Here is a 14629-nt window from a genome sequence, read left to right as displayed (position 1 = left end):
CGTCGGTCCCTGGCCGACCCCCCCCACTTCCCCCTTCCGTTTGACCGTCGAAGGGGAGAACCATGTCCGTCCGTCGCGCCCGTGCGGCTGCGATCGCCGCCATCATCGTCTGCTGCCTCCTGGCCGAGCCGCTACCCGCAGCGGCGGCCGAGGCCGTCGCCTATCAGGCGCCAGTGCCGGAGCAGCCCGTCGAGCGCTTCCGGCCGCCCCAGTCTGCTTACGGCGCGGGGAACCGGGGCGTCGACTACGAGACCGAACCGGGCCAAGCGGTCCACGCCGCCGCCCCGGGGGTCGTGGCCTTCGCCGGCCAAGTGGGCGGCTCCCTCCACGTCACGATCCTCCACGCCGACGGCATCCGCACGAGCTACTCGTTCCTGGCGTCGACGAGCGTCCGCCGAGGCGCTCGGGTGGCGGCGGGCCAGGAGGTGGGCCGCGCCGGGCCCCGCCTGCATTGGGGGGCGAGGGCGGGCGACGCCTACGTGGATCCCACGCTGCTGGTCGGCGACGCCGGCGGCACCCTCCGGGCCAAGCTCGTGCCCGACGGGGAACGTGACGGCCGCCCTCGCTCGGAAGCCCAAGAACGCAGTCTCCTGGCCGGCCTGCTGCGCACGGTGGTGCGCACCGGAGCCACGGTGGCTCGCAGCGCGTCGGCCACGTTGGCCTGGGCTCGGGACCGGCCGCTCGACCTCCTGCTCAACGAACTGGGTCGCATGGCCGCCCGAGACCCGGTGCTGCGGGTCTGGGTCGACACCACGAACCTGTCGAGCAGCGACTGGACGGCGGTGGCCGCCCAACTCAAGGAGACAGCCACGGCTGCCGAGCCGTGCACGGCACGGTCGGTGGCACCGCCACCGCGAGCCGAGCGACGCATCGCCCTCCTCGTGGGCGGGTTGGGCTCGTCGTCGGCATCGGCGGCTGTCACAACCGTCGACACGGCCGCCCTCGGCTACGCGGGCGGTGACGTCCACCAGTTCTCCTATCGAGGAGGCACAGCGGCCGAACGGCCCTACGAGGGCCGCGACACCCAGGGCGACATCCCGACGGCGGGGCAGCGCCTCCGGGACCTTCTGCACGGCCTGGTCGAGGCCCACCCGGGCGTCCCCGTCGACGTCATCGCCCACTCCCAGGGCGGGATCGTGGCCCGCCTGGCCCTGGCCGACGGTGCGCCGCCGGGAGTCGCCTCCCTCGTCACGCTCGGCTCCCCGCACCACGGTGCCGACATCGCGCAACTGGCGGCCGAACACCGGCGGACGTTGGGTGGCCGGGCACTGCAAGACGCCGTCTTCGCCGCCAACGTCTCGCCCATCGACGGTTCGGCGCCTGCGGTCCGGCAGTTGGCCCGTGGTTCGTCGATGCTGGCCGACCTCAACCGGCGTCCGCCCCCCGCGGGCGTGCACGTCGTCTCGGTGGCAGGCCGGGCCGACATCGTGGTGCCGCCCCCTCGTAGCCGGGTCCCGGGGGGTCATACGGTGACGGTGACGCCCCACGGGCTGCACCACCACGACACCCTTCCTGCGTCGGCCGCAGCAGCACGTGAGATCCGCTTGGCCACCGCAGGGATGCCGCCCACGTGTCGATCGAGCCGCGACTCGGTGCTCGACGCCATCACGGCGCGCCTACTGGTGGCGGCCGAGCAGGCACCGAGGCTGGCGTTGGCAGCGCGGCGGCCCCCGTCGCGGCGGCGAGGTTGATCGTGTACGAGAGGCGGCGACCGCTCCTCTATCCTCACGCTTCGTGCTTGGAGCACCCCGACCCGGCGGATGGTCGGCTTCGCGGCGGTTGCGCGTGGCCTGGCGCGCCGCGCTCGCGCTGGTGGTCACCGGGCTGGTTGTCGGTGCTCCTGCTGCGGCTGCGCCGCGAGCCAAGCCGAAGCCGGCGCCTGCACCGCGCGGCTGGCTGGTCGACCGCGTTCGGGTGGAGCCGGTGGGCGACAGCATCCTCGGCGTGCATGGTGTGGGCGACTATCGAGGTGCCCTCGAACTCGTGGCGGCAGGCAACGGAGGCGTCGGCGTGGTCAACGACCTCGGCCTCGACGACTACCTCAAGGGCCTGTCCGAAGTGCCCAGCACGTGGCCCGCCGAGGCGCTGAAGGCCCAGGCCATCGCCGCTCGCACCTACGCCCTGCACGAGCGGTCGGTCACGGTCGCCACCGCGGCCCGCGCCCTGGGCGCCGACATCTGCGCGACCGATGCCTGCCAGGTCTACACCGGCCTGGCCAAGGAGCGGGGGCCGAACGGCCCCGCGTGGGCCGCGGCCGTCGAGGCCACCAGCGGCCAAGCCCTGCTCTATCGGGACGCGCCCATCCTGGCCAAGTACTCCTCGTCCAACGGGGGCCAGACGGTCTCGGGCGGCCGCCCCTACCTGCGTGCCGCGCCCGACCCCGACGACGCCCACAGCCCGCTGCACCGCTGGCGCTCCAGCATCCCCGCGTCCACGGTCGCCGCCGTCGTCGGCCTCCCGGCCGACACCCGCATCACCCGCGTCAGCCGCATGGCGGACAGCACGGTCGTGCTCGAACGGATCGAGCACGACGGCTCAGTCGCGCCCGCGTTCACAATCCCGGCCGTCGACTTCCGAGCCCGCCTCAACGCCGCCGTGCCTGCGCCGGCGGACCTGCCGTTGGCCGTGCCCTCGAACCGGTTCAGCGTGGCCTACGACAATGGAGCCGACGCCGTCGTGGTCGACGGCCGGGGGTGGGGCCATGGCATCGGCATGAGCCAGTACGGCGCCCTGGGCAAGGCCCTGCGGGGCATGCGGGCCGAGGACATCCTCGCCTCCTACTACGGCGGCCTTCGTCCCGTCGCCGTGCCCGCCCAGTCGTTGCCACCGACCATCAAGGTGGCCGTCGACCTCGGTCGACCCACCGCTGCCGTCGTGGGCTCCGGCGCCTTCCGCGTCCTCGACCAGTCCGGCGCCCCGCTGGCCGTGTTCACCGGCGGGCCGTGGGAAGTGGTGCCCGCGGGCAAGGGCAAGCTGCGCATCGTCCCGCCGCCCGGCCAGGACGCCGTGCCCGCCGTCCACCCCCACGCCGTCGCCGCCCTTCAGCCCGGTTCCGCCCCCGAACTGACCTTCGACGTGTCGACGCCCGCCGCAGTCGAAGTTGCCGTCGTCGCCCCCGGCGCCACGGCACCGACGGTGCTCGGCGCCGCCCGGCTGGTGGCGGCCGGCCCCGTCACGCAGTCCCTCCCGCCCCTGTCGACGCCGGGCCGCTACACCGTCACCATCACCGCCGACGCAGGCGGGGGACGGCGAGCGACTGCCACGGTCGAGTTCGAGGTCCACCCGCCGACCGACGCCTCGGCCGCCGCTCCCGCCGCCGCCACCCTCCCGAACGGCCCGGCGGCACCACGGTCGCCCGGGTTCCTCGCCCTCGCCGCGGCGGCCGCTCTGGCCCTCGCCGCAGTGGGGCTCGACGCAGCGCGCCGACTACACTGACCCCTCGGCCCGGCGAACCCGCCGAGCCGTCCACGTCACCGAATCCGCACCCGGCTGCACCCACGGTCGTCGCTTCCAAGGAAGCGGCGCGGCACCCGGGCCAGAGAACCGATGGGAGAACAGACGATGGCTGTCGTCACCATGAAGCAACTGCTGGAAGCCGGGGTTCACTTCGGCCACCAGACCCGGCGCTGGAACCCGAAGATGCGGCGCTTCATCTTCGGCGAGCGCAACGGCATCTACATCATCGACCTGCATCAGACGATGCGGGGCATCGAGAAGTCCTACACCTTCGTCCGCGACCTGGTCGCCGACGGGGGCAGCGTCCTGTTCGTCGGCACCAAGAAGCAGACGCAGGACCCCGTGGCCCGTTTCGCCGCCCAGTGCGGCATGCCCTACATCAACGAGCGGTGGCTGGGCGGCATGCTCACCAACTTCTCCACGATCAGCGGCCGCGTGAAGAAGATGACCGAGTACGAGCGCATGAAGACGGCGGGCGACTTCGAGGCCATGCCCAAGAAGGAAGCGCTCATCCTCAGCCGTGAGCTCGAGAAGCTCCAGCGCAACCTGGGCGGCATCCGCGGCATGTCGCGCCTGCCCGAGGCCATCTTCGTGATCGACACGAAGAAGGAGCACATCGCCGTCACCGAGGCCAACAAGCTCGGCATCCCGATCGTCGCCGTGGTCGACACCAACTGCGACCCCGACGTCATCGACTACGTGATCCCGGGCAACGACGACGCCATCCGCTCCGGCTCCCTCCTGTGCCGGGTGATCGCCGATGCCGTGGAGGAAGGCCGCTTCATCGCCTCCCGCCGTGCCGCCAAGGCCAGCGCCGCCGCCGGCGGCCCCGCCGAGCGCACCGCCGAGGACGAGGCCCGAGTGGCCCAGCAGCAGGCCGAGGCCCGCCGCCAGGCCGCCCTCCAGGCCCAGGAGCGCGAGGCCCGCCTCCGCACCACCCGCGACGCCCCGGTCGAAGCAGCCGAAGCGGCCCAGCCCGCCGCCACCCCCGCAGCCGAGGCGGACGACGCCACCGAGGCGGAAGTCCCCAGCCCCGTCGACGAGGCCGCCGCGCCCGCCACGGTGACCCAGGACACCCCGGCACCCACCACGGCGCCCGCCGACGAGGCCACGCCCGAGCCGGAAGCCTCGGCCCCCGAGGCCGAGGCCGAGGCCCCCGAGGCTGAGGCCGAAGCTGAGGCCACGCCCGCCACCGACACCCCCGCAGAGGAGCAGTAGGCAATGCCCGAATTTGGTGCCGCCGACGTCAAGCGGCTTCGTGACATGACCGGCGCCGGGATGATGGACGCCAAGAAGGCGCTGGTCGAAAACGACGGCGACTTCGAGGAGGCCAAGACCTGGCTGCGCGAGCGAGGCCTCGGCAAGGCCGCCGAGCGCTCCGACCGCGAGAACGCCCAAGGCGCCGTCGCCGTGGCCCGCACGGGCAACGTGGCCGCCCTCGTCCAGCTCAAGTCCGAGACCGACTTCGTGGCCAAGTCGCCCGATTTCGTGAAGCTGGCCGACGAGCTGGCCCAGTTGGTGGCCGACGAGGGCGAAGACGCTGTGGCCAAGCGCCAGGACGCCATCGACGACCTCAAGGTCACGCTCAAGGAGAACATCGAGCTGGGCCGCGTCGTGCGCTTCGAGGCGGGCGAGGGCAACGCCCTCGACACCTACCTCCACGTGCAGAGCGGCCGTGGCGTCAACGGCATCGTGGTCGAGGTCACCGGCGGCGACGAGTCGCTGGCCCACGACATCGCCGTGCACATCGCCTTCGGCAAGCCCGGCTACCTCACCCGCGACGACGTCGCCACCGACGAGGTGGAGAAGGAGCGGGCCGCGCTGGAGTCCGAGACCCGCAACGAGGGCAAGCCCGAACAAGCGCTGCCCAAGATCGTCGAGGGCAAGCTCGGTGGCTGGTTCAAGCGGGTGCCCGGCGGCGTCCTCCTGGAGCAGCCCTACGCCAAGGACGACAAGCAGACGGTGCAGCAGGTGCTCGGCGGCGCCTCCGTGGTCCGCTTCGCCCAGGTCGTCATCGGCGGTTGAGCCTGTGACCGAGCCCCGCTGGGGAAGGGTCGTCCTCAAGCTCTCGGGTGAGGCCTTCGCCTCCTCGGCGTCCGACGAGACGATCGACGGCACCGTCGTCGATCGCATCGCCGAGGAGATCGCTCTCGCCCGCCGCGAGCTCGGCATCCAGATCGCCGTCGTCGTCGGCGGCGGCAACATCTGGCGAGGCACCACCGGCGCGGGCGCGGGCATGGACCGGGCCACGGCCGACTACATGGGCATGCTGGCCACCGTCATCAACGCGCTGGCCCTGCAGGACGCCCTCGAGCGCCACGACCAGCCCACCCGGGTGCTCTCGGCCATCCAGATGGCCGAGGTGTGCGAGCCCTACATCCGGCGCCGGGCCATCCGCCACCTGGAGAAGGACCGCGTCGTCGTGTTCGCCGCGGGCATGGGCAACCCGTTCTTCACCACCGACACGCCCGCCGCTCTCCGGGCCGTGGAGATCGAAGCCGACGTCCTCCTGAAGGGCACGCACGGCGGCGTCGACGGCGTCTACACCGCCGATCCCCGCAAGCACCCGGACGCCACCCGCTACGACAACCTCACGTTCAAAGAGGTCCTCGACCAGGACCTCCGGGTCATGGACCTCACCGCCATCACCTTCTGCCAGGACAACAAGCTGCCCATCCTCGTCTTCGACGTGATGACCCCGGGCAACGTGCGTCGCGCCCTGGTGGGGGACCGCATAGGTACGCTGGTTCGATAATGAGTAGCGACGACGACTACATCGCCGCGGTGATGTCGGACACCCGGGAGAAGATGGCCAAGGCCGTCGCCCACGCCCAGGTCGACTTCGCGTCCGTGCGCACCGGCCGGGCCTCGCCCGCCCTCGTGGAAAAGCTGCGGGTCGAGTACTACGGCTCCGAGGTGCCCCTCCAGCAGATCGCCGGCATCAACGTCCCCGAAGCCCGCCTGCTGGTCATCACCCCCTACGACAAGACCGCCCTCAAGAGCATCGAGAAGGCGATCCAGAACTCCGACCTCGGGATCAACCCGAGCAACGACGGGGTCGTCATCCGCCTCTCCTTCCCGCCCCTCACCGAGGAGCGGCGCAAGGAGATGGTCAAGGTCGTCAAGCACAAGGCAGAGGAGGCCCGGGTGGCCATCCGCAACCTGCGCCGCGCCGCGCGCCACGATCTTGAGGCGCTGGAAAAGGACGGCGACATCTCCTCCGACGAGCTCGAGCGAGCCGAGAAGGAGATGGAGAAGATCACCCACGAGTACGTGGCCGAGATCGACCGCCTACTCGCCCACAAGGAGCAAGAGCTCCTCGAAGTCTGAGGCACGGAGGCCGCCGGGTTGAGCGACTACGACGACGACGCCGAGCAGCAGTCGAGGACTCGTGCCCCCGCCGAGGGAGTACGGATCATCGGTGCCGAGGAGGCCCAGGCCGCCCTCGAAGCGGGACAGGCCGCGGGCCGGCGCCCGGAAGACGCCCCTCGCTTCGGCGACGTTCCCCAGCGCCCTCAGGGCCCGAGCCCGGAGATCCGCTTCCCCTTGCCTGAATCCGTCGACCCCACCACCGTCCCCCGTCCGCCCGTGGTCGGCGGGGAGCCGCCCGACATGCCGCACTGGACCGAGCCGCCTACCGGCGAGGTCCCCAAAGTCTTGATGGGCGACGCCGACGCCGAAGAAGGCGACGACGACCTCGGCGCCTGGTCGGGCCTGGCGCCCCGTTGGCGCGACAGCGGCTCCGACTGGGAAGAGGACGACTTCGCCGAACTCGCGGCCCTGGGCGACGACGACACCCGCATGGGCGCCCTCGACGTGAACCGCACCGAGCACTCCGACCTCTTCGAGTTCGGCGACCCCGTGGCACCGGCGAGCGCTGAGCCCGACCCGACCTACGCCGTCTACGACGAGCCCGCGCCCGAGCCGGCGCCCGGCCCCCGCCAGCCCACCCGCATCCACAGCCGCACGCAGCCCCCGCCGTTGGCCGACTACCACGCGCCCAGCCCCCGTGGCGGCGGCCGCGACATCGGCACAGCCGTCGGCGTCGGCGTCGCCATCGCCGCGGTGGCCCTGCTGTGCTTCAAGCTCGGCAACGCCCCCACCCTCGCCTTGGTGACGGTGGCCGTCACCCTGGCCGCCGCCGAGGCCTTCGCCGTGCTGCGCAAGGCGGGCTACCAGCCCGCCACCCTGCTCGGCCTCAGCGCCACCGTCTCGTTGCTGCTGGCCACCTACTCCAAGGGAGTGGCCGCCTTCCCCCTCGTCGTGGCGCTCACCGTCGTCTTCACCTTCCTTTGGTACCTGGCCGAAGTGGTGCGGGCCAGGCCCACGATCAACGTGGCCGTCACCCTGATGGCCTTCCTGTGGGTCGGCGGACTGGGTTCGTTCGCCACCTTGATGCTCACGCTGCCCGACCGCCGCGGCATCGCCGTGCTGCTCGGCGCAGTGGTGTGCACCGTGGCCTACGACGTGGGCGGCCTGTTCTTCGGCAGCCAGATGGGCACCCGCCCACTGATGCCCGAGGTCAGCCCCAACAAGACGTGGGAAGGCCTCTTCGGCGGCATGTTCATCGCCTTGGTGGCGGGCGTCTTCATGGGCTTCGTCATCCACCCCTGGACCCCGGGCAAGGGCTTGGTGCTCGGCCTCGTCGTCGCCGTCGTCGCCCCGCTCGGCGACCTGTGCGAGTCGATGGTCAAGCGCGATGTCGGCGTCAAGGACATGGGCTCGGTGCTGCCGGGCCACGGCGGCGTGCTCGACCGCTTCGACGCCATGCTGTTCGTGCTGCCCGCCGTCTACTACTTGGTGCAGCTGCTGAAGATCGCGTGACGACGGTCAGCCTGGTCGGCTCAACCGGGTCGGTGGGCACACAGGCGATCGAGGTCATCCGAACAGCGCCCGAGCGCTACGACGTCGTGGCCCTCGCCGCCGCCCGCTCGGTCGACGCCTTGGCCGCCCAAGCGGCAGAACTGCGGCCGCAGTACGTGGCCGTGGCCGACGAGGCGGCCGCCCCCGACCTCAAGGACCGCCTGCCCGCGGGCACGGAGCTGCTCGTCGGTCCCGACGCCCTGGCGCACATCGCCACAACCGCGGACGTGACCGTCAACGGCGTGGTCGGCTTCGCCGGGCTGCCCGTCACCCTGGCCGCCCTGCAGGCGGGCAAGCGCCTGGCCCTGGCCAACAAGGAATCCCTCATCGCCGCGGGTCCCGTGGTGCAGCGCGCCCGCCGTACCCCCGGCGCCGAGATCCTCCCCGTCGACTCCGAGCACTGCGCCGTCCACCAGTGCCTCCGCGCCGGCACCGAGGTGACGCGCATCGTCCTGACCGCCAGCGGCGGCCCCTTCCGCGGCCGCACCGACCTGGCCGAAGTGACGGTCGACGAAGCGCTGGCCCATCCGACCTGGGCCATGGGACCGAAGATCACGGTGGACTCCTCGACCCTCATGAACAAGGGCTTGGAGGTCATCGAGGCGCACGAACTGTTCGGCGTGGGGTACGACCAGATCGACGTGATCGTGCACCCGCAGTCGATCGTGCATTCGATGGTGGAGTTCAGCGATGGCGCCACCGTCGCCCAGCTCTCGCTGCCCGACATGCGGCTGCCCATCGGCTACGCCTTGGCCTACCCCGAACGACTGGCCGCGCCCTTCGGCGCCATCGACTGGGCCACGCTCACACAGCTCGACTTCGAGCCCCCCGACCTCGGCACTTTCCGCTGCCTGGCCCTGGCCTACGAGGCGGGCCGCCACGGCGAGACCGCACCGGCGTGGCTCAACGCCGCCAACGAGGTGGCCGTGCAGGCCTTCCTCGACAAGCGCATCCGCTGGGCCGACATCGCCGGCGTCATCGAATCGACGCTGGAGCGCTGGCCGGGAACGCGCGCCACCGACCTCGACGTTGTCCTGCAGGCAGACCACGACGCCCGCCGTCACGCAACGAACGCACTAGGAGCAGCCGCATGACAGAAGACACCGCCGTCGACGAGCAGCGCGGCGCCTTGGCCCGGCTGCTGCTGATCATCGCCGCCGGCGTGGTGGCGGCCATGGTGACGGGCGTGACCAAGGTGGTCCTGGTCGTCTTCGCCATCATCGTGATCATCATGCTCCACGAGCTGGGGCACTTCCTGACCGCCAAGTGGGCGGGCATGAAGGTGACCGAGTACTTCCTCGGCTTCGGCCCGCGCCTGTGGTCGGTGCGCAAGGGCGAGACCGAGTACGGCATCAAGGCCATCCCCGCGGGCGGCTACGTGAAGATCATCGGCATGTCGAACCTCGAGGAGGTCGACCCCGAAGACGAACAACGCACCTACCGGGCCAAGCCGTACTGGCGGCGCATGTCGGTGGCGGTGGCGGGCTCCACCGTGCACTTCATCCTCGCCTTCCTCCTGCTGTTCGTGACCCTCACCGTGGTGGGCACCGTCGACGGCGACACCGAACTGCCCGAGGTCGGCACCATCAGCGCCCTGGAGGCCGGCCCCAGCCCGGCCCAGCAGGCGGGCTTCCAGGTGGGTGACCGCCTGGTGGCCTACGACGGCCAGCCCTTCGCCGGCTGGGACGGCCTGCGCGACCACATCCGGCCGCGCCCGGGCCAGGCGATCACCTTCGAGGTCGAGCGCAAGGGGCAACGCCAGACGCTGACAGCCACGCCCGCCAACCTGGCCGACATCAAGCTGGAGGGCGGCGGGCCGGTCATCGAGGACAACAAGCCCTACGGCTTCATCGGCATCGGCCCCGCCTTCCCCATCGAGAAGTGGGGCCCGGTCGAAGCCGTCGGCAAGACGGCCTCGGGCATCTGGGAGGCGAGCACGCAGACGGTCAAGGTGCTGGGCAACCTGGTCTCGCCCAGCGGCGCCACGTCGTACTTCAAGCAGTTGACCGGCCGTTCCACAACGGCCGAGCCCGATCCCGAGACGCCGCGGTTCCTTTCGCCCGTCGGCTTCGTGCGGGTCGCAGGCCAGGCGGCCGAGAGCGGCTGGCGCGACGTGCTCGTGCTGCTGTTCCTGCTCAACATCTTCGTGGGCATCTTCAACATGGTCCCCCTGCCGCCCTTCGACGGCGGCCACGTCGCCATTGCCACCTACGAGAAGCTGCGGTCGCGCCCGGGCCGGCCGTACCGGGTCGACATGGCCAAGGTCATGCCGGTCGCCTACGTGGTGTTCCTCATGCTGGTCACCCTCGGCGTCACGTCGTTGTACCTCGACATCGTGGCGCCGCCCGAAAACCCCTTCCAGTAGTGGCGCCGTAGGCTGGACGGCGTGCAAGGGCCCAACGCCACCGCCGCGCCGCGTCGCAAGACCCGCCAGATTCGGGTCGGCACCGTGGCGGTGGGCGGCGACGCCCCCATCACCGTCCAGTCGATGACGATCACCAAGACGGCCGACGTCGAGGGCACCCTGCAGCAGATCTACGCCTTGGCCGGCGCGGGCGCCGACATCGTGCGCTGCACCTGCAACGAAGCCGAAGCGGCCGAAGGCCTGGCCCGCATCGTGCCCCGTTCGCCGGTGCCGGTCATCGCCGACATCCACCACCAATACCGCATGGCCCTCGCCGCGCTGGAGGCCGGGGTGCACGGCCTGCGCCTCAACCCCGGCAACATCCGCAAGCCCGAGCACATCAAGGCGGTGGCCGCCGAGTGCAAGGACCGGGGCGTCCCCATCCGCATCGGGGTCAACGCGGGCTCGCTCGACTCCCGCCTCTACGAGAAATACGGAGGCGCCACGCCCGAAGCTCTGGTGGAATCGGCCCAGACAGAGCTGGCGTACTTCGCAGAGGTGGGCTTCGACGACGTGAAGATCAGCGTGAAGGCCTCGAACGTGCCGCTGATGATCGAGTCGTACCGCATGCTCGCCGACGTCACCGACCACCCCCTGCACCTCGGCGTCACCGAAGCAGGCCCGCCGCCCGCCGGCCTCATCAAGGCCACCGCGGGGATGGCCACCCTCTTGGCCGAGGGCATCGGCGACACCATCCGCTACTCGCTCACCGCCGACCCTGTCGAAGAGGCGCGGGCGGGCCGCACACTGCTCGAAGCCATGGGCCTGCGCGAGCGCAAGAACGTCGACCTCATCGCCTGCCCCTCGTGCGGCCGGGCCGAGATCGACGTCATCAAGGTGGCCAACGAGGCCATGACAGCCTTCGGCGACCGCGAGATCCCGTTGCAGGTGGCCGTCATGGGCTGCGTGGTGAACGGCCCCGGCGAAGCGCGCGACGCCGACATCGGCATCGCCGCGGGGCGCAAGAAGGGCCACCTGTTCATCAAAGGCCAGAACGTGGCCGTGGTGCCTGAGGACGAGATGGTCGAGTCGTTGGTGCGCTACGCCGAGGCCATCCTCGAACGGGGTGCCGAGGCAGTGCTGGCCGAGGCCGACCTCGACAAGGCCCGGCGGGAAGCGGAGAAGGACCGGGCCGCGTTGCTCGACGAGCAGGGCGCCGACGCCAACGCTTCTGAGGTGCGGGTCGACCTGATCCGCAAGACGGTGGGCTGATGGACGTCCGCGCCGTCACCGACGAAGAGCTCGCCGCGTTCATCCGTACCGACCACATCGGCTTCGGCGTCACCACCCTCGACGAGCACCTCGACGACGCTCGTGGCTACCTCGAGCTCGACCGCACGGTGGCGGTGTTCGACGGCGACGACATCGCGGCCACGGCCGCCGCCTTCTCCTTCGAGCTCACCGTGCCCGGCCTCACCGTCACACCCGCCGCGGGCATCACCTGGGTGTCGGTGCTGCCGACCCATCGCCGCCGTGGCCTGTTGCGCCGAATGATGGCCCACCAACTCGACGACGTGGCTGCCCGCGGCGAGGCCGTGGCCATCCTCACCGCCAGCGAGGCCACCATCTACGGCCGGTTCGGCTACGGCTGCGCCACCTGGACGTACGACGTCAAGGTGCAGCGGGCCCGCTCCGCCCTCCGCTCGCCGGTGGCCGACGACGGCCGGGTGCGCATCATCGACGCCGAGACGGCCCGCAAGGTGCTGCCGCCGGTGTTCGACCGCTCGCGGCGCCTGTTGCCCGCCGACCACCAGCGGGCCGACTCGTTCTGGAACTACTGGTTCACCGACCGGGAGCGGTGGCGCGAGGGTGCCAGCGCCCGCTTCTACGCCGTCCACGAGACGGCCGCGGGGGAGGCCGATGGCTACGTCGCCTACCGGGTCAAGCAAGGCTGGAGCGACCACGGCGTGCCCAACGGCGAGGTCGTGGTCGGCGACCTGGCCACCACCACGCCCACAAGCCGCGCCGCCCTGTGGCAGTACCTGTTCGGGGTCGACCTCACAGACCGGGTGCAGGCCCACATCCCCCTCGACGAGCCGCTGCGCTGGCTGTTGGCCGATGCCCGGGCCATCGAGGTCAACGCCATGGTCGACGACATCTGGTGCCGGGTGCTCGACGTGGAAGCGGCGCTGTCGACGCGGGGGTACGCCGCCGACGGGCGGTTGGTGCTGGAGGTGGTCGACGAGTTCCGACCGCAGGCGGGCGGGTGCTTCCTGCTCGACGGCGGCCGCTGCACCCGCACCGACGCCGAGCCCGACCTCCACCTGCCCGTCGACGCGTTGGGCTCGATCTACCTGGGCGGCGTGCTCCCGTCGGCGCTGGCCGCCGCCGGTCGCATCACCGAACTGAAGCCGGGCGCCCTGGCCGTGGCCGACGCCATGTTCCCCAGCCCCACAGCCCCGTTCAGCCAGACCCACTTCTGATCGCCGGCTAACCTCCGGCGCCATGGCCCAGAAGTCGATCCTCACCCCGCGCGCCACCGATTTCCCGAAGTGGTACCAGGACGTGGTGGCCAAGGCGGGCCTGGCCGAGAACGGCCCGGTGCGCGGCACCATGGTCATCCGGCCGTGGGCCTACGCCGTGTGGGAGCACGTGCAGGCCGCCCTCGACAGCCGCATCAAGGAAGCGGGCGCCGAGAACGCCTACTTCCCCCTGTTCATCCCCGAGGAGTACCTGCGCCGCGAGGCCGACCACGTCGAGGGCTTCAGCCCCGAACTGGCCGTCGTCACCCATGGCGGCGGCAAGGAGCTCGAAGAACCCGTCGTCGTACGCCCCACCAGCGAGACGATCATCAACTCCTACTTCTCCAAGTGGGTGCAGAGCTACCGCGACCTGCCGCTGCTCATCAACCAGTGGGCCAACGTCGTGCGCTGGGAGCTGCGCCCCCGCCTGTTCCTGCGCACCACCGAGTTCCTCTGGCAGGAAGGCCACACCTGCCACGTCAGCCAGGAAGACGCCCGCGACTACTCGGTGCGCATCCTGCGCGAGGTCTACGAGGACACCATGGTGAACGTGCTCGGCATCCCCGTGCGCGTAGGCCGCAAGACCGCTCGTGAGCGCTTCGCAGGCGCCATCAACTCCTGGACGTGCGAAGGCGTCATGGGCGACGGCAAGGCCCTGCAGATGGGCACCAGCCACGAGTTGGGCCAGAACTTCGCCAAGGTCTTCGACACCCAGTACCTCGACGAAGCCGGTGCCCAGCAGTACGTGTGGCAGACCAGTTGGGGCGTGTCGACCCGCCTCATCGGCGCGCTGATCATGACCCACGGCGACGACAACGGCCTGCGCCTGCCCCCGGCCGTGGCGCCCACCCAGGTCGTCGTCCTGCTGGTCCGCGACGAGAACGGCGCGGGCGACAAAGCCGCCGCCATCGCCGCCGAGCTCAAGGCCAAGGGCGTGCGCGTCCACCTCGACAGCCGGGTCGACACCAGCTTCGGCCGCCGGGCCGTCGACTGGGAGCTCAAGGGCGTGCCCGTGCGCATCGAGGTCGGCCCCCGCGACCTGGCCGAGGGCAACGTCACGCTGGTGCGGCGCGACACGGGCGACAAGACGACGATCCCGGCCGACGGCGCCGTCGCTGCGGCAGCCGACGCGCTCGACGCCGTGCAGGCCAACTTGTTGGCCGAAGCCACGGCCCTGCGCGACAGCCGCACGGCCGACGCCACCACCGTCGACGAGGCCCGGGAAGCGGCCCAGAACGGCTTCGCCCGCGTCCCGTGGCAGGCCCTGGGCGACGACGGCGAGACGCAGTTGGCCCAAGGCGGCGTGACCGTGCGCTGCCTCCAGACGGCCGACGGCGGGCTCCCCGCAGGCGAGGACGAATCGGACACCGTGGCCTATATCGCCCGGGCCTACTGACAAGGGCGTCAGAAACCCGACCCGCTATACTGTCCTTCCTGCGTGGGC

At 71.3% G+C, this 14629-nt stretch carries 12 protein-coding genes; all 12 read left to right on the top strand.

Features of this window, described 5'->3' with window-relative positions:
* Positions 1–62: 62 nt before the first annotated feature.
* The gene (locus VM938_08810; protein HVF75137.1) at positions 63–1691 is read left to right on the top strand and encodes a peptidoglycan DD-metalloendopeptidase family protein; all 1629 of its coding nucleotides are present in this window, start codon (positions 63–65) and stop codon (positions 1689–1691) included.
* A gap of 94 nt (positions 1692–1785) precedes the next feature.
* Positions 1786–3435 (top strand): SpoIID/LytB domain-containing protein, encoded by a 1650-nt coding sequence (locus VM938_08805; protein ID HVF75136.1) that lies wholly within the window; start codon positions 1786–1788, stop codon positions 3433–3435.
* Positions 3436–3561: 126 nt separating this feature from the next.
* Positions 3562–4674, top strand: coding sequence for a 30S ribosomal protein S2 (rpsB, locus tag VM938_08800; GenBank protein ID HVF75135.1), 1113 nt, complete (start codon positions 3562–3564; stop codon positions 4672–4674).
* Between the two features lie 3 nt (positions 4675–4677).
* Positions 4678–5481 carry a translation elongation factor Ts gene (gene tsf, locus VM938_08795; GenBank protein HVF75134.1) on the top strand — a complete coding sequence of 268 codons (804 nt, stop codon included), beginning with the start codon at positions 4678–4680 and terminating at the stop codon, positions 5479–5481.
* A gap of 4 nt (positions 5482–5485) precedes the next feature.
* Complete coding sequence (gene pyrH, locus VM938_08790) at positions 5486–6211, top strand: UMP kinase (protein HVF75133.1); 726 nt, start codon at positions 5486–5488, stop codon at positions 6209–6211.
* A complete protein-coding gene (gene frr / locus VM938_08785; protein ID HVF75132.1) occupies positions 6211–6786 on the top strand; it encodes a ribosome recycling factor in 576 nt (191 codons plus the stop codon). Before pyrH ends, frr begins: the two co-directional genes overlap by 1 nt.
* 18 nt (positions 6787–6804) lie before the next feature.
* On the top strand, positions 6805–8280 hold the full coding sequence (locus VM938_08780) for a phosphatidate cytidylyltransferase (GenBank protein ID HVF75131.1): 1476 nt from the start codon (positions 6805–6807) through the stop codon (positions 8278–8280).
* Positions 8277–9413, top strand: a complete 1137-nt coding sequence (gene dxr, locus VM938_08775) for a 1-deoxy-D-xylulose-5-phosphate reductoisomerase (protein ID HVF75130.1) — start codon at positions 8277–8279, stop codon at positions 9411–9413. The genes VM938_08780 and dxr overlap by 4 nt, the downstream gene beginning before the upstream one ends.
* Entirely contained in the window at positions 9410–10684 is a 1275-nt protein-coding gene (locus VM938_08770) for a M50 family metallopeptidase (protein HVF75129.1), read from the top strand. The genes dxr and VM938_08770 overlap by 4 nt, the downstream gene beginning before the upstream one ends.
* A gap of 21 nt (positions 10685–10705) precedes the next feature.
* Positions 10706–11935, top strand: coding sequence for a flavodoxin-dependent (E)-4-hydroxy-3-methylbut-2-enyl-diphosphate synthase (ispG, locus tag VM938_08765; protein HVF75128.1), 1230 nt, complete (start codon positions 10706–10708; stop codon positions 11933–11935).
* Positions 11935–13146, top strand: coding sequence for a GNAT family N-acetyltransferase (locus tag VM938_08760; protein ID HVF75127.1), 1212 nt, complete (start codon positions 11935–11937; stop codon positions 13144–13146). The genes ispG and VM938_08760 overlap by 1 nt, the downstream gene beginning before the upstream one ends.
* Positions 13147–13168: 22 nt before the next feature.
* The gene (gene proS, locus VM938_08755; GenBank protein HVF75126.1) at positions 13169–14581 is read left to right on the top strand and encodes a proline--tRNA ligase; all 1413 of its coding nucleotides are present in this window, start codon (positions 13169–13171) and stop codon (positions 14579–14581) included.
* The last annotated feature ends 48 nt before the right edge of the window (positions 14582–14629 follow it).

The sequence above is a fragment of the Acidimicrobiales bacterium genome, assembly GCA_035536915.1.
In the GTDB taxonomy this organism is placed as follows: Bacteria; Actinomycetota; Acidimicrobiia; order Acidimicrobiales; family JAHWLA01; genus JAHWLA01.
This window is presented reverse-complemented; position numbering and strand designations above follow the sequence as displayed.